This window comes from Staphylococcus delphini (assembly GCF_900636325.1).
GTDB classification, from domain to species: domain Bacteria; phylum Bacillota; class Bacilli; order Staphylococcales; family Staphylococcaceae; genus Staphylococcus; species Staphylococcus delphini.
Genome location: NZ_LR134263.1, coordinates 681,886 through 705,505 on the forward strand (window position 1 = coordinate 681,886; position 23,620 = coordinate 705,505).

25 protein-coding genes are annotated in these 23,620 nt (G+C 40.5%); 21 read left to right on the forward strand and 4 right to left on the reverse strand.

What is annotated here, in order from left to right; genetic code table 11:
* Positions 1 to 330 precede the first annotated feature (330 nt).
* The 3 genes from EL101_RS02935 (at position 331) to EL101_RS02945 (ending at position 3,152) form a co-directional block, all read left to right on the forward strand.
* Positions 331 to 1,491 carry an acyl-CoA dehydrogenase family protein gene (locus EL101_RS02935; protein ID WP_096597270.1) on the forward strand — a complete coding sequence of 387 codons (1,161 nt, stop codon included), beginning with the start codon at positions 331 to 333 and terminating at the stop codon, positions 1,489 to 1,491.
* Positions 1,492 to 1,609: 118 nt separating this feature from the next.
* Positions 1,610 to 1,987 (forward strand): YbaN family protein, encoded by a 378-nt coding sequence (locus tag EL101_RS02940; protein WP_096597272.1) that lies wholly within the window; start codon positions 1,610 to 1,612, stop codon positions 1,985 to 1,987.
* A 241-nt stretch (positions 1,988 to 2,228) separates the two neighbouring features.
* A complete protein-coding gene (locus tag EL101_RS02945) occupies positions 2,229 to 3,152 on the forward strand; it encodes an ABC transporter substrate-binding protein (RefSeq protein WP_096597274.1) in 924 nt (307 codons plus the stop codon).
* Between the two features lie 1,186 nt (positions 3,153 to 4,338).
* On the opposite strand, the gene EL101_RS02950 is transcribed toward EL101_RS02945, so the two are convergent.
* Positions 4,339 to 5,865 (reverse strand): sodium:solute symporter family protein, encoded by a 1,527-nt coding sequence (locus EL101_RS02950; protein ID WP_096597276.1) that lies wholly within the window; start codon positions 5,863 to 5,865, stop codon positions 4,339 to 4,341.
* A gap of 140 nt (positions 5,866 to 6,005) precedes the next feature.
* On the reverse strand, positions 6,006 to 6,887 hold the full coding sequence (locus tag EL101_RS02955) for an N-acetylneuraminate lyase (RefSeq protein WP_096597278.1): 882 nt from the start codon (positions 6,885 to 6,887) through the stop codon (positions 6,006 to 6,008).
* A 157-nt stretch (positions 6,888 to 7,044) separates the two neighbouring features.
* On the opposite strand from EL101_RS02955, the gene EL101_RS02960 reads away from it, so the two are divergent.
* The 4 genes from EL101_RS02960 (at position 7,045) to EL101_RS02975 (ending at position 9,996) form a co-directional block, all read left to right on the forward strand.
* Positions 7,045 to 7,716 (forward strand): FadR/GntR family transcriptional regulator, encoded by a 672-nt coding sequence (locus EL101_RS02960; protein WP_096597280.1) that lies wholly within the window; start codon positions 7,045 to 7,047, stop codon positions 7,714 to 7,716.
* The gene (locus EL101_RS02965) at positions 7,697 to 8,560 is read left to right on the forward strand and encodes an ROK family protein (RefSeq protein ID WP_096597282.1); all 864 of its coding nucleotides are present in this window, start codon (positions 7,697 to 7,699) and stop codon (positions 8,558 to 8,560) included. The genes EL101_RS02960 and EL101_RS02965 overlap by 20 nt, the downstream gene beginning before the upstream one ends.
* Before the next feature lie 79 nt (positions 8,561 to 8,639).
* Positions 8,640 to 9,200, forward strand: coding sequence for a biotin transporter BioY (locus tag EL101_RS02970; RefSeq protein ID WP_096542531.1), 561 nt, complete (start codon positions 8,640 to 8,642; stop codon positions 9,198 to 9,200).
* A gap of 22 nt (positions 9,201 to 9,222) precedes the next feature.
* Positions 9,223 to 9,996 (forward strand): GNAT family N-acetyltransferase, encoded by a 774-nt coding sequence (locus tag EL101_RS02975; RefSeq protein ID WP_096597284.1) that lies wholly within the window; start codon positions 9,223 to 9,225, stop codon positions 9,994 to 9,996.
* Positions 9,997 to 10,073: 77 nt separating this feature from the next.
* Here the strand turns inward: EL101_RS02975 and fdhD are convergent, their stop codons facing one another.
* A complete protein-coding gene (fdhD, locus tag EL101_RS02980; RefSeq protein ID WP_096597286.1) occupies positions 10,074 to 10,871 on the reverse strand; it encodes a formate dehydrogenase accessory sulfurtransferase FdhD in 798 nt (265 codons plus the stop codon).
* A gap of 159 nt (positions 10,872 to 11,030) precedes the next feature.
* Here fdhD and EL101_RS02985 point away from each other — a divergent pair, with 159 nt between their 5' ends.
* The 9 genes from EL101_RS02985 to EL101_RS03025 all read left to right on the forward strand — a co-directional run bounded on the left by EL101_RS02985 (position 11,031) and on the right by EL101_RS03025 (position 19,756).
* On the forward strand, positions 11,031 to 12,065 hold the full coding sequence (locus EL101_RS02985) for a LacI family DNA-binding transcriptional regulator (RefSeq protein WP_096597288.1): 1,035 nt from the start codon (positions 11,031 to 11,033) through the stop codon (positions 12,063 to 12,065).
* A 42-nt stretch (positions 12,066 to 12,107) separates the two neighbouring features.
* Positions 12,108 to 13,274: a galactokinase gene (locus tag EL101_RS02990; RefSeq protein ID WP_096542523.1), complete on the forward strand. Its 1,167-nt coding sequence runs from the start codon at positions 12,108 to 12,110 to the stop codon at positions 13,272 to 13,274.
* A gap of 15 nt (positions 13,275 to 13,289) precedes the next feature.
* Complete coding sequence (gene galE / locus EL101_RS02995) at positions 13,290 to 14,282, forward strand: UDP-glucose 4-epimerase GalE (RefSeq protein ID WP_096597290.1); 993 nt, start codon at positions 13,290 to 13,292, stop codon at positions 14,280 to 14,282.
* A gap of 12 nt (positions 14,283 to 14,294) precedes the next feature.
* Complete coding sequence (gene galT / locus EL101_RS03000; protein WP_096597292.1) at positions 14,295 to 15,794, forward strand: UDP-glucose--hexose-1-phosphate uridylyltransferase; 1,500 nt, start codon at positions 14,295 to 14,297, stop codon at positions 15,792 to 15,794.
* A gap of 89 nt (positions 15,795 to 15,883) precedes the next feature.
* Positions 15,884 to 16,657 (forward strand): molybdate ABC transporter substrate-binding protein, encoded by a 774-nt coding sequence (gene modA / locus EL101_RS03005; protein ID WP_096597294.1) that lies wholly within the window; start codon positions 15,884 to 15,886, stop codon positions 16,655 to 16,657.
* Between the two features lie 9 nt (positions 16,658 to 16,666).
* Positions 16,667 to 17,338, forward strand: coding sequence for a molybdate ABC transporter permease subunit (gene modB / locus EL101_RS03010; protein WP_096542517.1), 672 nt, complete (start codon positions 16,667 to 16,669; stop codon positions 17,336 to 17,338).
* The gene (locus EL101_RS03015; protein WP_096597296.1) at positions 17,339 to 17,944 is read left to right on the forward strand and encodes an ATP-binding cassette domain-containing protein; all 606 of its coding nucleotides are present in this window, start codon (positions 17,339 to 17,341) and stop codon (positions 17,942 to 17,944) included.
* Between the two features lie 291 nt (positions 17,945 to 18,235).
* On the forward strand, positions 18,236 to 19,240 hold the full coding sequence (locus EL101_RS03020) for a ThiF family adenylyltransferase (protein ID WP_236653890.1): 1,005 nt from the start codon (positions 18,236 to 18,238) through the stop codon (positions 19,238 to 19,240).
* 15 nt (positions 19,241 to 19,255) lie between these two features.
* A complete protein-coding gene (locus tag EL101_RS03025; protein WP_096597300.1) occupies positions 19,256 to 19,756 on the forward strand; it encodes a MogA/MoaB family molybdenum cofactor biosynthesis protein in 501 nt (166 codons plus the stop codon).
* 259 nt (positions 19,757 to 20,015) lie between these two features.
* On the opposite strand, the gene moaC is transcribed toward EL101_RS03025, so the two are convergent.
* On the reverse strand, positions 20,016 to 20,501 hold the full coding sequence (gene moaC, locus EL101_RS03030; protein ID WP_096597302.1) for a cyclic pyranopterin monophosphate synthase MoaC: 486 nt from the start codon (positions 20,499 to 20,501) through the stop codon (positions 20,016 to 20,018).
* A gap of 70 nt (positions 20,502 to 20,571) precedes the next feature.
* Here moaC and EL101_RS03035 point away from each other — a divergent pair, with 70 nt between their 5' ends.
* Genes EL101_RS03035 through mobA form a run of 5 tightly spaced genes read left to right on the forward strand, consistent with a single transcriptional unit; the run spans position 20,572 to position 23,613 of the window.
* On the forward strand, positions 20,572 to 21,831 hold the full coding sequence (locus EL101_RS03035) for a molybdopterin molybdotransferase MoeA (protein ID WP_096597304.1): 1,260 nt from the start codon (positions 20,572 to 20,574) through the stop codon (positions 21,829 to 21,831).
* Complete coding sequence (mobB, locus tag EL101_RS03040) at positions 21,828 to 22,304, forward strand: molybdopterin-guanine dinucleotide biosynthesis protein B (RefSeq protein ID WP_096597306.1); 477 nt, start codon at positions 21,828 to 21,830, stop codon at positions 22,302 to 22,304. The genes EL101_RS03035 and mobB overlap by 4 nt, the downstream gene beginning before the upstream one ends.
* A gap of 5 nt (positions 22,305 to 22,309) precedes the next feature.
* Complete coding sequence (locus EL101_RS03045) at positions 22,310 to 22,768, forward strand: molybdenum cofactor biosynthesis protein MoaE (RefSeq protein WP_019166601.1); 459 nt, start codon at positions 22,310 to 22,312, stop codon at positions 22,766 to 22,768.
* A complete protein-coding gene (locus EL101_RS03050) occupies positions 22,765 to 22,998 on the forward strand; it encodes a MoaD/ThiS family protein (RefSeq protein WP_019166602.1) in 234 nt (77 codons plus the stop codon). Before EL101_RS03045 ends, EL101_RS03050 begins: the two co-directional genes overlap by 4 nt.
* Positions 22,999 to 23,007: 9 nt before the next feature.
* Positions 23,008 to 23,613 (forward strand): molybdenum cofactor guanylyltransferase MobA, encoded by a 606-nt coding sequence (mobA, locus tag EL101_RS03055; protein WP_096597308.1) that lies wholly within the window; start codon positions 23,008 to 23,010, stop codon positions 23,611 to 23,613.
* The last annotated feature ends 7 nt before the right edge of the window (positions 23,614 to 23,620 follow it).

Consider the following 23,620-nt stretch of genomic DNA (forward strand, 5'->3'; position numbering starts at 1 on the left):
TACTAGCAGCGACATATCCTAAGAAAACCCCTATCTAGATGTGTTCTTGAGTGCACTATAGATAGTGAAAAGAGATGGAGAATAAGCGACAAAAAGTGTACACAATAAGCTTTTTGTCGCTTTTTTAATTGTTATTGCAACAGTATGATTAGCGGGAGGCTGATGTGTGTCCAGAACGTCATCGAAAAAATACTTTTCAACCCATGATTCCACTATAGTCCTCGTTATATTTTAAAACTTATTTTCAAACTCGGATTAGGCATTCGCACATATTTATATTATAATGTTGACAAAGTAAGTAAGAAATAAAAAGATTGAGAGGTTTTAGAAATGAAATCTGTGTTAATCCAGTCTGCTGTACAGAAAGAATGGGTCGCAAAGCTTGAAGCGCATCGTGAAGAATTAACAAAATATGCACAAAGTAATGATCGAGCGCATCGTTTTCCTCATGAGAATATTCAATGGTTAGTTGACGAGGGGTATACGCAATTGACATTACCTGAATCGTATGGCGGACGCGGGGCTACCTTAGAAGATATGGTCGTCCTTCAGTCAGTGCTTGGCTCGATTGATGGACCTACTGCACTTTCAATTGGTTGGCACATTGCATTGGTAGGGGAAGTGTTTGAACGCCGCATTTGGGATGAAGTGATTTTAGATGATTTTGCTGAAGCAGTGAAAAAAGGTGCACTGGCAAATAGAGCGGTAAGTGAAGCGGAAACAGGTAGTCCTACAAGAGGTGGTCGACCTCAAACGTACGCGCGCTTTGAAAATAACCATTATATTTTAAATGGTGTTAAAACATTTACATCGATGAGTCCTGTCTTAACACATATCATCGTGGCAGCCTACATCCCTGAAAAAGAACAAGTAGGCTTTTTTATGGTCGAGAAAGGTACGCCAGGTCTAGAAATTGCGGATAATTGGAATATGGTCGGCATGCGTGCTACAGAAAGTCATGATGTGATACTGAATGATGTGCAAGTTCAACCAGACCAACTTATCGAAATCAGAGGAGAAGGACCCCCTTATCAAAATGGCTGGTTATTACACCTCCCCGCAACTTATTTAGGTATTGCCCAAGCAGCGCGTGATTATGCAGTTGATTTTGGATTAAATTATAGTCCGAATAGCATTGAAGGGACGATTGCAGACTTACCTGTTGTGCAACAAAATATCGGTCAAATGGAAACGAAACTCATCACAGCAAGACATTTACTTTGGAGTACTGCACGTGCTTATCAAACGATGACACCGCAAGATGTTGTTGCTGCAGAAACCGCTGCAAGTAAAGTCGTCGTGATGAATGAAGGCTTGGACGTGATTGATTTGGCGATGCGTATCGTCGGTGCGAAAAGTTTAGAAATGGAGCGCCCATTGCAACGATACTTTCGAGATATGCGCGCAGGCCTGCATAACCCGCCGATGCAGGACATGGCGTATACTAAAATCGCTCAACAAGCATTGACTGAACGTCGAAGTGATGTATAGGTCATATCTTTGAAAAGACGATTGTTTTTTCGTAAAAGAGTCGTTATGATAGTTTTAGAGATAAAAGTTCGACACCAAGCAGAAAAGCAAATTTACATGAATAAAGGAGTATAGGATAATGCGATATCTTTTACTGGGCATAGGGGGTATCTTTACATTATTAGGTTTTGCAGGCGCCGTTTTACCATTATTGCCTACAACGCCTTTTTTACTTGTCGCTGTACTCTGTTTTGCGAAGAGTTCCGATCGTTTTCATGATTGGCTCATACAAACAAAAGTGTATCAAGCCTACGTTGAAGATTTTCGTAAATATCGTGGCTATACGATGAAAAAGAAAATACAATTATTAATCAGTTTATACATTGTAGTGGGATTCTCGATTTGGATGGTGGATGTGACAATGGTTCGCCTAGGATTATTGGTTATGGTTGTATTACAAACGGTAGTCTTATTTACATGGGTAAAGACGTTACCGAAAAGTTACGATATGCGATAACATATGTGCGTTAAATTGAATACGATTTGATGAAGCAGAAATTGCACGCTATAGTGACGTGTCGTTTCTGCTTTTTTTGAGCTAACATGGTCTAGAATTCATACTATTATAATGAATTCAAAAACAAAACTTTGTGAAAGACATTTTTTAATATTTTAAAAAGTTTTGTTGAGAAAAAGATTGATTCCAAAGTCATTCCACTATATAATAATGATAATCATTATCAATTGGAGGAAGATGAATGAAAAGGTTATTATTACCGTTATTGGTATGTATGTTAATTTTGGCAGCATGTGGCCAGAATGATCATAAAAGTAGTGAAAAGGAAACAAAAGCGTTCAATCTTAAAACAGCTAAAGGTGAGGAAAAAATCGATATTCCGAAAGAACCAAAACGCATTGTAGTGATGGCACCTACATATGCGGGTGGTTTAAAATATCTTGATGCAAACATTGTCGGTGTATCTGATCAAGTTGACCAAAGTCCAGTGTTGGCGAAACAATTTAAAGATGTGGATAAAGTAGGGGGAGAGGATGTAGAAAAGGTTGCGTCATTAAAGCCTGACCTCATCATTACATACAACACAGACAAGAACACAGATAAATTGAAAAAAATTGCGCCAACGATTGCTTTTGACTATGCGAAATACAATTATCTTGAACAACAAGAAGCAATGGGTGACATTGTCGGTAAGTCAGATGAAGTTAAAAAATGGAAAGCGGATTGGGAGAAACAAACCGCACAAGATGGTAAAGACATTAAAGCCCATCTTGGTAATGACACATCAGTAACGATTTTTGAAGACTTTGATAAGAAAATTTATGCTTATGGTAAAAACTGGGGACGCGGTAGTGAAGTGCTTTACCAAGCGTTCGGTTTACAAATGCCTAAAGCGTTAGATGATGCAACGAAAAAAGAAGGTTGGACAGAAGTACCGAAAGAAGAAGTGGGCAAATATGCTGGAGATGTGATCATTACAGCGAAAGCGAAAGATGCCGCTCAACCTGAATTCCAAAAAACAGCAATGTGGCAAAATTTAGAAGCGGTACAAAACAAACATACGTTCAATGTAGATTCAAGTGTGTATTGGTATAACGATCCATATACATTAGATGTCATTCGTAAGGATTTAAAGAAGCAACTTTTAGCGTTACCAGCGAATTAAGATGAGTCGTAACCTGAGATTGCTAAACCATTCTGCGCTTTCCCAGGGCCTCGCTTCAACTAACCAACGCTTTGATTAAATGATACAGAGATGAAAGCGTTGGTGGATTTTCCGCTTCGGCTCTATCCCTCGGGAGTCTTGAATGGTTTTTGCAATCTCAAAGCGGTACGACTCATTATCGAGTGGTATCGCTTTTTCATAGGCGAGAAGAGAAGCCTTTAATATAGGCCTCGCGTTCCTAGGCGCTGAAACTTCAACTCAATTCGGCTTGATTGAAATGTCCAAGGGAGGAAGCCGAATTGGATTTTGGGAGCAGTACAGAAATCTCATGTGTCACAAAGATTTCGTCGAACTGCCCCCGCAAGGCTGACTCGGAGCTGGGACATTGAGATTCCTCAGCTCCTTTACTATATTTTGTTGTGTATACCAAGGGATGGGGCTTGAAAAAATTAAGCCTCAAGCCATACATAGATTGCATATTCATTAATGACTTTAAAACGGTCGGAAAATGAGCGTGAATGGGATAAAAATTGATGCTATTGTTTTCTTGATTTCATAAACTTGCCTTCAGTTCTGTGTATTTGATATAAGATTGCCCAGAAGGCTGAGACTCCTGAGGGATCAAGCTGGTCCGGAAAATCCACAATGAATGGATGCGTTGGGAATCAATAAACGGTGTTCCAAAAGCAGGATTTTCGACAGAACTCCCGCGATTTCGGCAAAATTTGGAAATCAATTTTGCTCATCGCTCTGTTCTGCTCAAATCCTAAGCGCTTTTGTCACAACCTCCCCTCAGCCCCTAGGAATGCGAAGCCATGAAGGCAATCTAAAGCCACAAATCATAGGGAGGGCAAGTTTAACAAAAATATTGCATCAATAGCATCAAATTTTTTATGTCCCATCCCCAGACAGCTACTGCGATAAACAGTAACCACTATTGTAAAAAGTTGCCGATATAAAGATTTTGACTATACATTCAGGCGTCTCGGCCCCGATTTGCAATTAAAAAACACTCTACCAATAAGTGGGGTGTTTTTTGTTTTTAAACAGCACGCGATGCATGGGAGGGGACATTAATTGTTTCTCTTCTTCTATCGTTTCATGGGCTATCCACCAATGAAAAAAGGTATCTCACTCTTTTGAGTACACAACTCAAAAGAAATGGGATACCTTTTTATGAGATGAATTATTTTGTTTTACGCACGTATGTGATCGCACCGTGTTTATCAAAAAGTGTCAGTCCAGAAATATCTTTTTTCGGTGTTGGGATAATGAGACTGGCGATATATGCCACGATAAACGCTGTCATAAAGGCGATAATTGAGATGTAGAAGGGTGAGCCTGCACCGCCAATGCCTTGCCCTTGTAAGAAATAACTGACGATCACTGCGACTAATATACCGACAATGACACCAACACCATGTGTACGTTTGGTAAAAATACCGACCGCAAAGATACCTGCAATTGGTACCCCGAATAGCCCTGTAATTAATAAGAAAAGATCCCATACGTCATTAGAGTCCGCTGCGATTAAATATAATGAAATGAGCATCCCAATGAGTCCTGTAACAACAGTCGTTACACGCGCAATACGTACTTCAGTTGCATCGGTTTTACTTCCAAAGAAGCGTTGTTTAATATCTACTGAGAAACAGGCTGCAATCGAGTTTAGGCTTGATGAAATCGTTGACTGTGCAGCCGCGAAAATTGCTGCGATCATTAGCCCCGCAACGAATGGTGGCATTTCAGTTAAGATAAAATAAGGGACGATAGATGATGTATTAAAATCTTTCGGTAATGCTGTATGTGTGGCATAAAAAACATACAGCACAGTTCCCATACCGTAAAAAAGTGGTGCTGAAATAAGTGCCAACACCCCATTTGTCCAAATCGAATGTGACGTTTCTTTTAAAGATTCAGATGCTTGATAACGTTGAACGACATCTTGACTTGCTGTATATTGTTGCAAGTTATTAAAAATACTACCGAGGAAAATGATGGGGATGGCTGCAGCGGCGGCGTTCATTTTCCAGTTGTCTGCGCTGATGAGTTTATGGTTGCTCACTGCTTCGTTCAAAACTGTGCCAAATCCGCCGTCGATATGCACAATTCCTGTAATAATAATAACAAGTGCGCCTCCTAATAAAATCACACCTTGAATAAAGTCACTCCATACGACCCCTTCAAAACCACCGAGAAATGTATAAATAATACACAAAACCCCGACAAGACTTGCCACTAAATAAGGATTAATGTCAGAAACGGCTGTGATTGCGAGTGTCGGTAAATAAATCACAATGGCCACACGACCTAAATGAAATAAGATAAATAGGGCAGAACCTATGACACGTACTGCAGGGTTAAAACGCGCTTCTAAATATTCATAAGCGGAAGTGATTTTAAGCTTTTTAAAGAATGGAATATAAAAATGAATGAGCAACGGAATAATAGCAACGATTGCGATGTTACCAGCTATGTAAGACCAGTCTGTTAAAAAAGCTTTTTCCGGTGTTGACATAAACGTAATCGCACTTAAAGTTGTCGCATAAATAGAAAATCCAACGACCCATGACGGTAGACGGCCACTTGCTTTAAAGAAACTATCGGTATCTTTCCCTGCACGTTTCGTAAAATACGCGCCCACACCTAACATAATCAATAAATATAGTATTAAAGCAATCCAGTTCCAAAAACCAAAGCCAATTGTTCCCATAACAACAAACCCCTTTCAATTTTCAATATAAAGTCTTTAAGAAACCGCTTACAATACAAAGCAAAGTAAAAGAGTGAAGCATAACACTTTCTCTATTTATCGTTTGTACTTCACTCTTTTTAATTCAAAGTCTCATTGTCTTAAAGTTGATATTGGCTGATCAATGCTTTCAATGCGTCGCGATGTGCTTCGTTAAACGGATGGAATGGTGCTTTAGGCACACCTGTATCAATTCCTTTTTCAGCTAAAATGGCTTTCAATGTTGGATATAAGCCCATGCCGATTACCGTTTCGATAATATCATTCGTTTCATGTTGAATGCGGTAAGCCTCTTCAACTGAGCCATTTTGAGCATGTTCAAAAATTTGACGAATACGACGACCATTGACATTGAACGTCGAACCGATTGCACCATCAACCCCTGAAATCGCAGCTTGTACGAGCATTTCATCAAAACCAGAGAAAATTAACTTATCTGGGAATGCTTGACGTAAACGTTCGAGTAAATAAAAATCTGGTGCTGTATATTTAACACCGATGACTTTGTCGTTTTGGAAAAGCTCTTCAAATTGTTGAATTGAAATATTTACACCTGTTAATCCAGGAATAGAGTATACGATCATATTGTTTTGAGTCGCTTCAATAATAGCGAAATAATAGTCACGAATTTCTTCAAACGTGAACGGATAGTAAAACGGTGTAACGGCTGATAATGAATCATAACCGAGCTCTGTCGCATATTGACCCAATTCAATCGCTTCGTTTAAATCTAATGAACCGACTTGTGCAATTAAGCGTATGTCGTCTTTTGCTTCATCTTTCGTAATGCGGAAAACTTCTTTTTTTTGTTCGGTATTCATTAAAAAGTTTTCCCCTGAGCTGCCGTTCACATATAAACCATCTAACTGTTGTTCATCAATCGCGTTACGGATAATCGCTCTTAAACCTTGTTCTTTCACTTGTCCGTTTTCATCAAATGGGACGAGTAAAGCCGCATATAAGCCTTTTAAATTTTCATGCATGGTACACCCTCCAATAAATCATCTGTTTGTAATATTGGTCCGACCAATTTATAATTTAATTGTAAGCGTTATCAATAACGAGGTCAATATTTTTACAACGCGTGAGATCAATTATGTTAAACTGAACTAAACTGTAAACAAGGAGTTAGTAAGGATCATGGCGGAAATGTTAAGTCGTTCTGGTAAAAGTTTAAAGCAAACAGTCGTACAAAAGATTAAGGATTATATTTTAGCAGAGTCATTACAGGTAGGGGATAAATTACCAACTGAACGCAAATTAGCTGAATCGTATCAAGTCAGTCGTTCTGTCGTTCGAGAGGCTTTAAGTTATCTCGAAAACACAGGGGTGACTGAGAGCGTACAAGGACGAGGCACATTAGTGAAAGCACAAGATATTACGCCACTGATTGAAGGGTTTTTATTTAGTTTTCAAGTCTCTCATGGTAATTTAAAAGATTTAATGATGTTACGGCTCACTTTCGAATTGGCAGCGATTGATATAATTGAACGTAACCAGGCACCCTTAACTTCAATAGCGGAGACACTGGTCGATGATGTGCAAGCGTTTAATGTATCTGTTGATCGAAAATTTCATGAAAGTTTACTTACTGCAGTGGATTCATCATTATTTCAACAGATGAGTGCTGTGGTGCAAGCGTATTTTTATCAAACGCCTATCGAAACATCGCGCGAAGAAAATGTGCGGAGTATGACAGAACATCGCAATATTTATGAAGCATTAAAGGAAGGAAATTTTTCATTGGCTAAAGCATTGTTAACGCAACATCTCATGAGAGGGGCAGAGTTTTATGAAAAAAATAGCTTTTGACATTGGGGGAACTTATATTAAGTCAGCCATTATTGATGAACATCGACAATTGCAAGATTACGATAAAGTGCGGACTCCCGTAAATGAAAATAACGCCATTATGAATTATGTTGAGGCAAGGTTACAACGTTATATTCAAGAACATCAACTCCAAGCGGTCGCAGTAGGCATTTCAACAGCGGGAGCCGTAGATAGAAAGGCGCGTACGATTGCTTATGCTAATCCGAATATTTTGAATTATACAGGCACAAACTTTGCAGATAAACTCAGAGCGTATGTTCAAGAGCTGGTCGTTTATAACGATGTCGATGCAGCATTGTTAGGGGAGTTGGATGAAAGAGAAGCGGCTTATGAGAGTGCGTTTTGTTTAACATTAGGTACAGGCATTGGCGGTAGTTATTATCAACGCAATGTCGGACTATTAACGGGCATACGTCATCGTCCAAATCAAATTGGTTATTTATTATACGATCCAGAAACGAAGACACAATATGAACAGCGGGCCTCGACTGAAGCGTTAAAACAATTGTTAATAAGAGAAAACTATCCGCATCAAAATATTCAACAACTGTTTGAAGAAGCAGAAAATGGGGACGCTACAGCACGACGTTATATTCAGCAATGGGCGCGTGAAGTGGCACGAGGCATTGCGGAAATACAAATTGTTTATGATCCAAAAGTGATTATTATTGGTGGCGGAGTTTCTGCACAAGGTGACGTGTTGTTACGTTATATCTTGCCGGAGTTGAAACAGTATTTGCCTGAAGATTACGGTCATGCCAAAGTTGAAGTCGCACAATTACAAAATCATGCCGCATTACTCGGCGCAGTTGCTGAATTGTAAACAACTATAGATATTCTATTTACATTAATGCTATAATCTGAAATGAACTGTTTTTATCATTTTTAGGAGGAAAAAGATTTTGAACACGAAATTTTTAGTTTATACAGCATTAATGACTGCCATTATCGCGGTCATGGGTTTTATTCCAGCTATTCCCTTGCCGTTTATCCCAGTACCGATTGTGCTTCAAAACGTCGGGATCTTTTTGGCAGGTATTTTGTTAGGACGTCGCTATGGCACATTAAGCGTCATTGTATTTTTATTACTCGTATTGATGGGTGCACCATTACTTTCAGGCGGACGTGGTGGCTACGGGGTCTTCGTCGGACCGAGTGTCGGCTTTTTAATCATGTATCCCATCGCCGCATTTTTGATCGGTTGGATGCGCGACAAATATTTTGAAACATTAGATTTTAAACGTACTTTTGCGATTATCGTTATCTTCGGGGTGGTGTTACTAGACTTAGTCGGTGCCATCGTGATGGGCTTTGTGATTCATATGCCATTGTCTAAAGCGATTTATTTATCATTAACATTTTTACCGGGTGACTTAGTTAAGGCAGCTATTGCATCACTTATTGCGGTCGCACTATTTAACAATCCTGTGATGTCGAGAATCATGCAACAATTAGCAAAATAAGCATTGAAAGTAGGGGATGTAAATGGAAGTTCAGATGAGTGACATTTATAGTGAAGGGGATATTTATTCTAAAGCTAACAACGTAACGATTTATATGACGCCAACGACACCTCTAACTTATGACAATAATAAGTGGGTCTATCATCAAATGCCGGATGTGTCTCAGTTTAAAGAAGATATGAGACGGCAACAAGCGCTTCATGCTGACCATGGTGTGTTGACACATCTCAAATTTGAATTTCCAGAAAACGTCAAACCGAACGTAGACATGATGCAATATTTACGTGCTGAAGGTTTTCAAGTCGGCAATCTGGAGCTGTATATGATTGAGGCAGCGGATTTACGTCAATTGACTGGCCCGAGCCTTGAGATAGAACCTGTAACCATCGAAAACATGGCAGATTATATGCACGTCTATGAGCCACTCTCCATTCAATTTGGCGCAGATTATATTAAAGAAAGTGCGCAGGCATTGCGAACGAATTTGAAAAAAGACACGCGTGCACGCCAACCTTATATCGCTTATGAAAATGCGCAACCTGTTGGCATTATGAATGTGATTGAAACGGAGCGAACGGTGGAACTGGATGGTTTTGCGGTAGCTGAAGTAGCACGTGGACGTGGCGTGGGTTCACGGATGCAGGCATTTGTGGGAGAGATCGCTCGTGAACGTCCAGTCATTTTAGTCGCTGATGCTGAAGATACAGCGAAAGAGATGTATATGAAACAAGGTTATACATTTATTAGTTTTCAGTACAGTGCCCTGAAGGAATTAACAGTTTCAGTACCGTATTGATGGGTGCTGACACACATGACAACAGAAATGAAAATAAACAGGCGTATGGTGAGACATTTCTCATCAGCGCCTGTTTTTTACATGTCTGTTTGTTGTATACGTTCTGGATGACTGTAAACGTTAAAGTAATCATCACGCACGAAACCGACTGCTGTAATGTTAAGGTCATGGGCAAGTTGCACTGCTAATGTCGTCGGGGCAGATTTAGAAATAATCATTCCGACACCGATTTTAGCGGCTTTGATTAAAATTTCTGAGGAGATACGCCCGCTAAAAATGAGTACCTTATCACGTACGCTAATATGACGTTGAATACAATACCCATACAATTTATCGAGTGCATTATGTCGTCCTATATCTTGACGATGAATGTAAAATGCATTGCCGTCACTAATGGCTGCGTTATGTAAGCCCCCTGTTGCTTGAAAGACACGACTTTGCGTTTGTAAACGTGCCATCATGTTTAAAATTTGAGCAGGTGTCAATTGAAGGTTGGACATTGATGTTTTCGCAATGGCAGCATCGTTTTGGAAATAAAATTCTCGGCTCTTCCCACAACATGAAGCGACAAGGCGTTTCGTTGATAGTTGCACACGATCATGAACAGACGATGTGATTTCAACGTGCGCATACCCACGATGCTCATCAATTTCAATCGATTTTAACTCATCTCGTTTTAAAATGACTCCTTCAGAAGCGAGAAATCCGAGCACCAGTTCTTCTAATTGATTGGGACTACAAATGACTGTCGCAAATTCTTCTCGGTTCACCATGATTGTGAGCGGCATCTCTGTCACATAATCATCTTCTGTTTCAAATAAAACACCATTTTCGAAACGTACAATCGGTTGATTCGTTTTAAAGTCTGGATTCAATGGTACAACCTCCTTTCAAAAAATGTACGCATGCTGATGATATATATCCCAATTTTAAACTTTCTCCAATGATTTTAACAGAATTTGAAATATGAAGAGAGTTGAAAAGAGAAAACAAAAGAAGTAAACTATAGTAAACAAATGAAGAGAGTAGGTTGAATGATGGCGAGTATTAGAGAGATTGCGAAAGAGGCAGGTGTGAGTCCTGGTACGGTGTCGCGTGTGTTGAATGAGGATCCTTCGCTTTCTGTTGCAACAAAGACGAGACAGCGCATTATCGAAATTGCCAATGCACGAAATTATACAAAACAAAAGCGTCTGACACGACAAATCCAAATTGTGACACATGCATCAAAAGAGAAAGAAATGATTGACCCGTATTATCGAGAACTCCGATTAGCGATTGAAAAAGAAGTGAAGCATTTGAATCTAACACTGAAGAAAACGATTCGTACGAACGCATTGACGTCGATTGAACAACTGCAACAAGTGGAAAAGGCGGGTTCGGTGATTGTCATTGGACCGTTCAAACAATCAGTGATTCAACAGCTTTATACATATAATGCGCGGCTCATTTTAATTAATCAAATCGATGCGCCGAGTCATATCGATGCGGTATCTTCTGATTTATATGACAGTATGCGAGCGTTACTCGAATTACTTCAACACCAACATATCGACAAAGTGGCATACGTTGGTGGAGAAACAAAGGTGCGTGATGTGGGTCAAACGCATGATACAATTGCTGATGCGAGACAACGCGCCTATATCGATTGGTGTGCACAAACAAATGCAGAAGAACTTTATTATCCGTCAAATTGGGAGCGTCAAAATGGTCTCGAAATTGGCCAACGTATCGCACAGGATGACGTACTGCCACAAGTCGTCATTACCGGAAATGATGTGCTTGCAGTGGGCGTATTGCAAGGGTTACAACAAGCGCAAATACGTGTACCTGAAGACGTACAACTGGTCAGCTTTAATGATTCTGAGATAACGCAATATACAGCGCCGATGATTTCAAGCATTCGTATTCCCATTGAGGAGTTTGGCCGTCAAGCGGTTCGTTTGGCTCAAGATCAAATGAAAGGCCAACGCCAAGTCGCGATTCATATGCAGTTGAACACGCATTTAAATTATCGAGAAAGTTTTTTGAAAGCGGTCTCAGTTGACAGTTGGATAAATAAACAGTAAACTGTAATTGTTGTTTACTATAAAGACTTTGGGGTGTGAGATATGCAAAACCTAACTCAAACATTTAAAGACATTTTTAACGCAGAACCAACAGTGACAGCTTTTGCACCAGGGCGTATCAATTTAATCGGCGAACATACAGATTACAATGGTGGCTTTGTATTTCCAGCAGCAATTGAATTAGGCACATATGGTGTGGGGCGTTTACGTGACGACCGTAAGATTCAACTTTACTCAGTGAATTTTGAATCAGCAGGTGTGATGACGTTCGATCTAGACCATTTAGATTACAATGCTGAACATCAGTGGGCGAACTATCCAAAAGGGATGATTCGTTATTTGGTTGAGCAATTTCCAGAGATTGATCGTGGCTTTGACATCGTTGTTGAAGGTAACATTCCAAATGGCGCAAGTTTATCATCATCTGCGTCTATCGAGTTGTTAACAGGGCACCTTGTGACGACTTTATTCGGTATTGAAATGGACCGCCTTGAGCTCGTGAAAATGGGGCAACGTGTCGAAAATGAATTTATTGGTGTGAATTCAGGGATTATGGACCAATTTATTGTTGGATTCGGTAAAAAAGACCATGCGATTTTGTTAGATACGAATACGTTAGAATATCACTACGTACCGACAGAATTTGGCGATTACAAAATTTCGATTATGAATACGAATAAACGCCGAGAACTTGCAGAGTCGAAATATAACGAACGTCGAAGTGAATGTGAGCGTGCGTTAGCTCAATTACAAAATTATCTTGATGTGCAGTCATTAGGTGAGATTTCAGTAGCGCAATTTGAACAATATGCAGACAAAATTGATGATGATGTGCTTCGACGCCGTGCGAAACATGCGATTTCAGAAAATGAACGTACAAAAAAAGCGTACGAAGTTTTACAAGCGCATGATTTCGAAGCGTTTGGTCAATTATTAAATGCGTCTCATGCGTCATTAAAAGATGATTATGAAGTGACAGGATTAGAGTTAGATACATTGGCAGAAGCGGCACAACAAGTCGACGGTGTATTAGGGGCACGTATGACTGGTGCAGGCTTTGCAGGATGTGCGATTGCGTTAGTACACAAAGATAAAATTGCTGACCTTGAAGCAAAGGTGACTGAAGCCTATACGAAAACGGTAGGGTACGCACCGTCGTTCTATCATGTGGATATCGCAAACGGTGTACGTACTTTAGAGGAACAATAAAGGAGTGTATGGAGTATGTCTATGCTTGTATTAGGTGGCGCAGGTTATATCGGAAGCCACTGTGTCGATCAATTAGTTGAAGCGGGTTATGATGTCGTTGTCGTTGATAATTTAGTCAAAGGACATCGTGAAGCGGTGCATGCAGATGCGCGCTTTTATGAAGGGGACGTCCGTGATCGCGAATTTTTAAATGACGTTTTCGAAAAAGAGGACATTGAAGGCGTGTTCCATTTCTGTGCGTATTCGTTAGTCGGCGAATCAGTAGAATATCCGCTTGAATATTTCAATAACAATGTTTACGGATTGCAAGTATTACTCGAAGTGATGCGTGAACACGATGTTCAACATATCATTTTTAGTTCTACAGCTGCAGTTTACGGCGAACCTGAAGAGGTACCAATTGTTGAAACGTCACAAAAATTACCAACGAGTCCTTACGGTGAAAGTAAACTTGTGATGGAAAAAATGATACGTTGGTGTCATGAAGCGTATGGTGTAAACTACGCTGCGTTACGCTACTTTAATGTTGCAGGGGCAAAAGAAAATGGCGCGATTGGTGAAGATCATCATCCGGAAACGCACCTCATTCCAGTTGTCCTTCAAGTCGCATTAGGTCAACGTGATGAATTGAAAATGTTTGGTGATGATTACGATACACCAGACGGTACGCCAATTCGAGACTATTTACATGTCACAGATTTAATTTCAGCACATATTTTAGCGTACGATTATTTAAAAGCGGGTGGCGAAAGTGGTGCGTTCAACTTAGGGACAAATCATGGCTACTCAGTGAAAGAAATTTTAAATGCTGCACGCGAAGTGACAGATCGAGACATTCCGGCAGTTGTGGCGCCAAGACGTGCGGGTGATCCAAGTAAATTAGTCGCTTCAAGTGATAAAGCGAAAGCGTTATTGAAGTGGCAACCGCAACATGATGACATTCATGAAATTATCCGTACTGCTTGGGAATGGCACCAAAAACACCCGGATGGCTACGAAAACGTCTAAAGGAGGCTCATTATGGCAAACGCAGCACATGTGTATCAATTTGCAGATGATATTATTGCGCATGGCGACTATGAAGTAGGGGACCGTATTTATGTCGTCAACCAAATTTTGTCACGTTTAAAGGCAGATGATATTGCGCTTTTAGATACTGAACATGACGTGCAATCGCAAGCGCCGATTGAAATCGTAAATTTACTTATTGAAGATGCGATTGAGCGAGGTGCGTTTGAAGATATTTTGTCAGCGCGTGAACAGTTAGAAGCGAGTTTGATGGATTTAATCACGCCGAGACCTTCGTCGGTAAATCGTGAATTTTATAAACGTTATCAACTTTCACCAGAAGCGGCGACAGATTATTTTTATCAGTTGAGCCACCTGAATCATTACATTAAAGAAGAAGCGATCGCGAAAAATATCGTTTATCATGTGCCGACAGCGTATGGTGATTTTGAGATTACGATCAATTTATCGAAACCTGAAAAAGATGCGAAACAAATTGAACGTGAGAAAAATGCGCCAACTTCCTCTTATCCAAAGTGTGCGATTTGTATGGAAAATGAAGGTTATTATGGGACGATGACTTCTGCGGCACGTTCAAATCATCGTAACGTGCAAATGCAAATTAACGGCGAAGCATGGGGATTCCAATATTCTCCATATTTGTATTTTAATGAGCATAGCATTTTGTTATCGCGTGAACATACACCGATGTTAATCAATCAAGCAACATTTGAAAACTTGCTCGATTTCGTAAAGCAATTTCCACACTATACGATTGGATCGAATGCAGATATTCCAGTTGTTGGCGGTTCGATTTTATCGCACAACCATTATCAAGCTGGACGTCATGATTTTCCAATGGCCCTGGCACCCATCGAACGTACATTTGAATTAACGGACTTTCCGACTGTACAAGCCGGTATCGTCAAATGGCCGATGAGTGTCATTCGTTTAACGGCGACAGATACGGAACAGCTCATTGCGGCAAGCGAATGGATACGTCGTCGATGGGAAGGTTACAGTGATGCAAGTGTGCAAGTGAAAGCGCATAGTGATTCAGGAGAACGTCATCATACGGTGACACCGATTGCGAGATTCCGTGATGGCCAATATGAAATGGACATCGTGTTACGTGATAATCAACGTACAGAGGAATTTCCGGACGGTGTATTCCATCCGCATCAAGATGTTCAACATATTAAAAAAGAAAATATCGGATTAATCGAAGTCATGGGAACAGCGATTTTACCTGGACGTTTAAAAAATGAATTGCAAGATGTGATTGCATTTTTAAATGGCGATGAAACGGTAGACCTTGGCGTGCATAACGCATGGGCACAAGAAATGAAAGAAAAGTATGATTTTGACACGCAAGATGCTGAAGCGATTGTGCGTCAAGAAGTCGGTTATAAATTTGAACGCGTCCTTCAAGATGCAGGGGTCTTTAAAAGGGATGAAGCGGGTCAAGCGGCTTTTCAACGTTTTATCGCAACGCTAAATGTTAAAAACTGAATAGGAATCAACTCAAAATACGTTCGAAATTTGATATACTGATTTCGAGCGTATTTTAACGTAAAAAAGCAATTGAGGAGGCGCGACATATGAAAAGATGGGTGAGCTTGTTAATGGTTATTGGGCTTTTCGCTGTCATTTTATCAGCGTGTGGACAAAAAGGTACGCAATCGAGTGATCAAAAATCAACATCTGAACAATCATTGACCATTTCTGCTGCGGCAAGTTTAACAGATGTGACGAAAGCATTAGAAAAAGCATTTCATGAAAAGTATCCTCATGTCGATGTGTCGTTTAATTACGGGGGTTCTGGCGCATTGCGAGAACAAATCGATAAAGGTGCGCCAGTGGATGTCTTCATGTCCGCGAATACGAAAGATGTCGATATGTTGAAAGAAAAAGGAAAAGTACAACATACATACGATTACGCCCACAACAAATTAGTATTGATTCATCGTAAAGGCAGTGACATTCAAAGTATTGATCAACTGGGGGACAACGATCAGCTGGCAATCGGTGAAGTGAAATCCGTGCCAGCCGGGAAATATGCTAAAACTTATTTGGAAGATCAAAATCAATGGTCATCCGTTGAAGAACGTATCGTGTATGCGAAAGACGTGCGTGAAGTGTTAAACTATGTCAATAAAGGAAATGCAAAGCTGGGTTTTGTCTATCAAACAGACTTATACGTCGGCACAACACCACATACTGGCGTAGAGAAAGTTTCGGACGCGCCATTAAAGTCACCGATTGTCTATCGCATGGGCACAGTGACTGATACTGAAGCGGCAAATGCTTGGTATGATTTTATGAAAAGTAACACTGCACAACGTATTTTAAAAGACTATCATTTTGAAAAATAGGTGATCATTATGCCTGACTTAACGCCTTTTTGGATATCCATTAGAGTGGCTTTTGTGAGTACAATTATCGTATTTATACTTGGAATAGCACTCGCACGTGTGATGTATCATCGACGAACGAAATGGACACATCTGATTGAAAGTATTGTACTGCTACCTATCGTCTTACCACCGACCGTATTAGGCTTTTTACTACTTATGTTCTTTTCGGTGGATCATCCTGTAGGTCATCTCCTCACTGACATTTTAGGGATTAAAGTCGTGTTCACATGGGTTGGTGCTGTCGTAGCCTCAGTCATTGTCAGTTTCCCGCTCATGTATCAACATACGGTCCACGGTTTTCGTAATATTAATCCGCGTATGCTGAATACCGCACGGACGATGGGGGCTTCTGAACGAAAAATCTTTTTCAAAATCACCTTACCTCTGTCGAAGCGTGCCATTATTTCAGGAACGATGCTTGCCTTTGCACGTGCGATTGGTGAATTTGGGGCGACCCTCATGATTGCGGGTTACATTCCTGGTAGAACCAATACGTTGCCGTTAGAAATTTACTTTCTCGTTCAACAGGGTAGAGAACACCAAGCATGGTTATGGGTACTCGTTTTAGTGGCATTTGCGATTAGTATTATAGGAACAATGAATATGATGAATCAAGAGCGTTATCGTGAGGTGGATTAATTGTTAAAACTTCAAATCAACATGACCATTAACCAACGTCACATCGGCATTCAAATTCAAAGCGATCAACCTAAAATCTATGCCATTCAAGGTGCATCAGGGATTGGCAAAACGACTTTATTGAACGTTATTGCAGGTATTTGTAATCCAGATTATGGCAAAATTGAAATAAATGGACGTGTATTGACTGATACGTCGCAACACCGACACGTTCTTATTCGCGAACGTCACATCGGCTATTTGTTTCAAGACTATCAATTGTTCCCGCATATGACCGTGTTGGACAACATTACCTTTATGACACACTGGAACACGCATATTGCAGATTTGATGAAACATTTGAATATCGAACATTTGAAGCACGTTTATCCAGAGCGTTGTTCGGGTGGTGAAAAGCAACGTGTCGCACTAGCAAGAGCATTAAGTATGCGCCCAGAAATATTATTATTAGACGAGCCATTTTCAAGTTTGGATGAAGGGTCACGCAAAGAAAGTATGGACTTGGTGAAGCGAATTTTTAATGAGTGGCATATTCCAATCATTTTTGTGACACATTCAAAGTGGGAAGCTGAAACATTAGCTGATGAAGTTATTGTGATAGAATGAGACGGCCTGATGTTCATAAAGCATCTTGGGATATGTGAAGGGCTAAGGCACTACGAGGCGCCGTTGTTCGGATAAGACATCAACATGAGAGAAAATAAAATCGTTTTAATAGCGGATCAAAGGTATGTATGCAACTACTTTGGTTCGCTTGTTTACGATATAGGGAATCAGCGCTGATCATTTCATTGTTTTACCTCGCGATGAATAGGGTAATCAGCCGTTTTAATCCGTTGAGTCCCTTTCGAAAAATCCGTATAATTGAGAATAGTATTGTGGGAGAGGATTATGATGATGGGTGAAGAACGATATTCTAGGCAAATGTTATACAAAGGAATAGGGCCGAGTGGTCAACAGAAAATCAATGCAAAAGCTGTACTCATTGTGGGTATGGGCGCATTAGGAACGCATCTTGCGGAAGGATTAGTCCGTGCAGGTATCGGGAAGCTTATCATTGTGGATCGGGACTATATTGAGCATTCTAATTTACAGCGACAGACGTTGTTTACAGAACGTGATGCGGATGAAAGTGTACCGAAAGTAATGGCCGCAAAAGAGATGCTTCAAGCAATACGTCGTGATGTACACATTGAGGCTTATATTGCACATGTTGCTCGTGAATTTTTAGAAACACATGTGCCAGCTGTTGATTTAATTTTGGATGCGACAGACAATTTTGAAACACGTATGCGCATCAATGACGCAGCGTATTATTATCGTGTTCCTTGGATTTATGGCGGCGTCGTACAAAGTACCTATGTTTCAGCACCATTTATTCCTGGACAAACGCCTTGTTTTCAATGTTTAGTCCCACAAATTCCATCTCTCAATCTTACGTGTGATACGGTAGGAGTCATTCAACCTGCTGTCACAATGACAACGAGTTTTCAGTTAAGAGACGCACTGAAAATTTTAACTGAGACACCTATTGAACCTAAATTGACTTATGGCGATATATGGGAAGGGACACATTTTGCGTTTGGCATGCAACGATTGCAACGTGAAGACTGCCCAACGTGTGGTCATCAACCGAGCTATCCGTATTTAAATACACGAACGTCTACTTATGCCGCTTTATGTGGTCGCGATACCGTACAATATCAACATCCAGAACTGACATTTGAGCGATTAAAGTCATTTTTAGATGCGCGAGCGCTACCCTACAAGTCCAATGGTTATTTATTACAATTTAAATTTGAAAATTCACGTATTGTCGCTTTTCAAGATGGGCGTCTACTCATTCATGGTTTAACAGATATTGACGCGGCACAAGTGATGATACATAAATTATTCGGCTAATGAAGGAGTGATTCCATGCATACGAACGTCAAATTAGAGCGACCTGTCCGTTGTGCAGTATTGACCGTTTCCGATACGCGAACGACTGAGACGGATAAAGGGGGACAAAGCGTTCAAACTTTATTACAAACGGCAGATTTTGATGTGGAAATTCAACATTATACGATTGTTAAAGATGAACTGACTGCCATTCAAGTAGCTGTGCAACAATGGCTTACAGAAGATATCGATGTCATTGTGACGACAGGTGGAACAGGAATTGCACCGAGAGATGTAACGATTGAAGCAGTGACACCGTTATTAGATAAGGAGATTGAAGGGTTTGGTGAGTTGTTTCGCTATTTAAGCTTTACAGAAGATGTCGGGACACGCGCGTTGTTATCACGAGCTGTTGCAGGTACAGCGAATCGAACGCTAATCTTTTGCTTGCCAGGATCAACAGGCGCTGTAAAATTAGCGCTGAATCGACTCATATTACCAGAACTCACGCATTTAGTTTATGAAATGAATAAATAAAAGCGTGCCCTTATTGATAAATATTTTGAATGCTACAATTGCCATCATGGCTTCGCGTTCCTAGGAGGCTTGCCGAATTTAGCAATTGAATATCAAAGACTGTAAATCAATGAGGGCAAACTTTTGAAAAGTAGAAAACGCCAAAAATTTCAGCCTAATCACATCGTAATTGATTTTTTCATTCCATATAGCACATTTCATTTATCATAGTAAAGTTACAAGAGTCATGATGTTCCGTCCCATTACAGATGGATGTGATTTAGTCGGATGTGCGATTGAAGTCGGATTTACCGCCCGTTTTTTGAACGAGGTACGTTGCACCGATGACCATGCCTTTATCAACGGCTTTACACATATCATAAATGGTTAACGCAGTGGCAGAAGCGGCAGTTAAGGCTTCCATTTCCACACCGGTTTTGCCATTTGTAGACACTGTCGTTGTAATGTTCAAAATGTACTGATCTTCAGAAGTGTCCCAATCAAAGGCAACATCAATCCCAGTGAGTGCTAACGGGTGGCACATGGGAATAATCGTCGACGTATTTTTAGCCGCCATAATCCCTGCGATTTGTGCGGTATTTAAAACATTGCCCTTTTTGTTTGTATTTTGCGTAATTTGTTCATAAATCGTGGCATTAACTTGAATGCTTGAATGTGCGATAGCTGTACGTTTCGTGACTTGTTTGTCAGAAACATCTACCATCTTTGCATGACCTTGTGCATTAAGGTGTGTAAATTCAGACATGTTATTCCTCCTTACTTGAATGCAAGGATAGTATAGCATGAATTTTTCATTTTGTTAGGAGTGGTTCATCATGCCAGTAGAAAAAAGACATCCTATCCCTGTGTCAGAGGCGCTACAACGTGTTATGAAACAAGAGATTGAGATGAAAAAGACGACAGTGAACATCTATGAAAGTGAAGGTTACATACTCGCCGAAGATATCGTTGCGACGTATGACATTCCGCGTTTTGATAAATCCCCTTATGATGGCTTCGCGGTGAGAAGTGTTGATACAGCAGGGGCTTCGAGTGACAACCGTATCCAATTTGAAGTCGTCGACCACATCGGAGCAGGGAGTGTATCCACGAAGCGACTTGAAACAGGGCAAGCTGTACGCATTATGACAGGTGCTGCAATGCCACAAGGTGCAGATGCCGTTGTGATACTCGAACAAACGGTGGAAACGGCAGAAGGTTTTACGATTCGTAAGCCGTTTGAGTCATTAGAAAATGTGTCATTAAAAGGTGAAGAAACTGCAACGGGTGATGTGGTTTTAAAGAAAGGCCAACGGATCAATGCGGGCGTTGTTGCAGTGCTAGCCACTTTTGGTTATGTTGACGTTCCCGTATTTCAAAAACCGACAGTAGCCATTATTGCGACGGGCAGCGAACTGGTTGATATTGATGCGCCGTTGGAACCAGGGAAAATTCGTAATTCAAATGGTCCGATGATTGCTGCATTATTGCGTAAAGAACGTATTGAAGCTGAACTGTATCAAATTCAACAAGACGATTTTGACAGTAGCTTAGCTGTCGTCAAAAAAGCGTTTGCCGCGCACGATATTGTTATTACAACAGGTGGTGTGTCGGTAGGAGATTTTGATTATTTACCAGATATTTATCAAGCATTAGACGCTGATGTGTTGTTTAATAAAGTAGCGATGAGACCAGGCAGTGTAACGACTGTCGCAGTATCAGAAGGCAAATATTTATTCGGCTTGTCGGGAAATCCTTCAGCTTGTTATTCTGGCTTTGAATTATTCGTTAAACCAGCGATGTACCATATGATGCATGCTGAAAAATGTTACCCAAGCATGGTGCGTGCGACGTTGATGGAAGACTTTAAAAAGGCGAATCCATTTACACGTTTTATTCGTGCCAATGTCGTACTCACAGGGCGTGAAGCGACAGTACGCCCATCAGGTTTCAACAAGTCAGGTGCCGTCGTGTCCATTGCGCATAGTAACGCCATGATTGTTTTACCAGGTGGCACACGCGGATTTGAACAAGGTCATGACGTACAAGTGATATTAACATCATCAGAAGCGTATCAACGTGAGAGTAGCTTATGATTTTACAAGTGGTAGGGTTTAAAGATGTAGGTAAAACGACGCTTATGGAAAAGTTAGTGGCCCATGTGAAACGTTTAGGCTATGCTGTCGTGACGATTAAACACCATGGTCACGCTGGGGAGGACATTACGTTGCCGGCTGACCATTTAGATCATATGCGTCATTTTAATGCTGGGGCGGATCAAAGCATTGTCCAAGGCCATCAGTATATTGAAAGCGTCCAACGAGCTGGTGAAATGCCGTTACGGACTTTAATTGATGAATGTGTTACCATTGAAAAAAGTATCATACTCGTTGAAGGATACAAACATGAACATTACGATAAAGTGATAGTGTATCGTAATGAAGCAGAATATGCGCAACTTCAACAGTTGTCGAATGTAAAATTTGCAGTTAAAAGAGATGCTATAACATCAGATGCGCATGCGTTATTCACGTGGCTCACTGAGTGGATAGAAATGAATGAAGGGTGATCGGGTTGAAACAATTTGAAGTGACAACACAACCGTTAGAACCGGAAAAATACCGCGCATACACATTAAATGAAAAACAAGGCGCGGTGGTTGTGTTTACAGGGCATGTCCGTGAATGGACGAAAGGTGTCCGCACAGAATATTTAGAGTATGAAGCGTATGTTCCTATGGCTGAAAAAAAGCTGGCGCAAATTGGTGATGAAATAACGGAGCGTTGGCCTGGGACTATCACTGCGATAGGTCATCGTATAGGTGCGCTTCAAATTTCTGATATCGCAGTTTGTATTAGCGTATCATCACCTCACCGTAAAGATGCCTATGCTGCAAATGAATATGCGATTGAACGGATTAAAGAGGTCGTCCCAATTTGGAAAAAAGAAATTTGGGAAGATGGCGCAGAATGGCAAGGACATCAACGTGGTTATCACGACGATGCTGTCAATAAAGGAGGACTTTCATCGTGAAGGTGTTATACTTTGCAGAAATTAAAGAACTTGTGAATCGTTCAGAAGATGTGTTTCATTTTGATTATGAAGTGCCTGTTGCGGATTTAACAACACATTTATACCAAACTTATCCCGTCATTCAAGGGAAAAAATTTCAAGTTGCAATCAATGAAGAGTTTGCACGCGCGGAAGATCTCATTCAGCCATACGACGTGGTTGCACTGATTCCGCCAGTCAGTGGAGGTTAAACATTAGTCATGAAAGCTATTATACTTGCTGGTGGGCATTCAGAGAGATTTGGCTCACCGAAAGCATTTGCGACAATTAATGGGACGACGTTTTATCACAAACTTGTCCAAACGTTACAAGCGACGAACATGTTCAATGAGGTTTTAATTAGTACGAACGAACAACTATTTTCTCAATTTCAACATGACGCGGTCGTTGTAGATGAACCGAAACATCTAGATAAAGGACCACTCGCTGGTATTTATAGTGCGATGTCGCGTGATACAGATGAGGATCTTTATTTCGTCATTTCTGTTGATACGCCGATGGTCACTCAAAAAGCGATCAGCCATCTGTACCAGTTTATGGTTGCAAATCTTATTGAAGAACATTTAGACATCGCCGGATTTATGGATGACGGACGTCCGATACCGACCATTGCTTTTTATCATAAACGGGTGTTGCCTATTATTGAAAATGTTTTACAGTCGGATAATCTGAGTATGAAACATGTGTATGAACAAGTATCAACAGATTGGTTAGAGGCGAATACGATTGAGAGCCCGCACTATTGGTATCAAAATGTGAATTATCAACAAGATTTGGCAGCATTAGAAGCAGAACTAGCGAAATAAGAAAAGG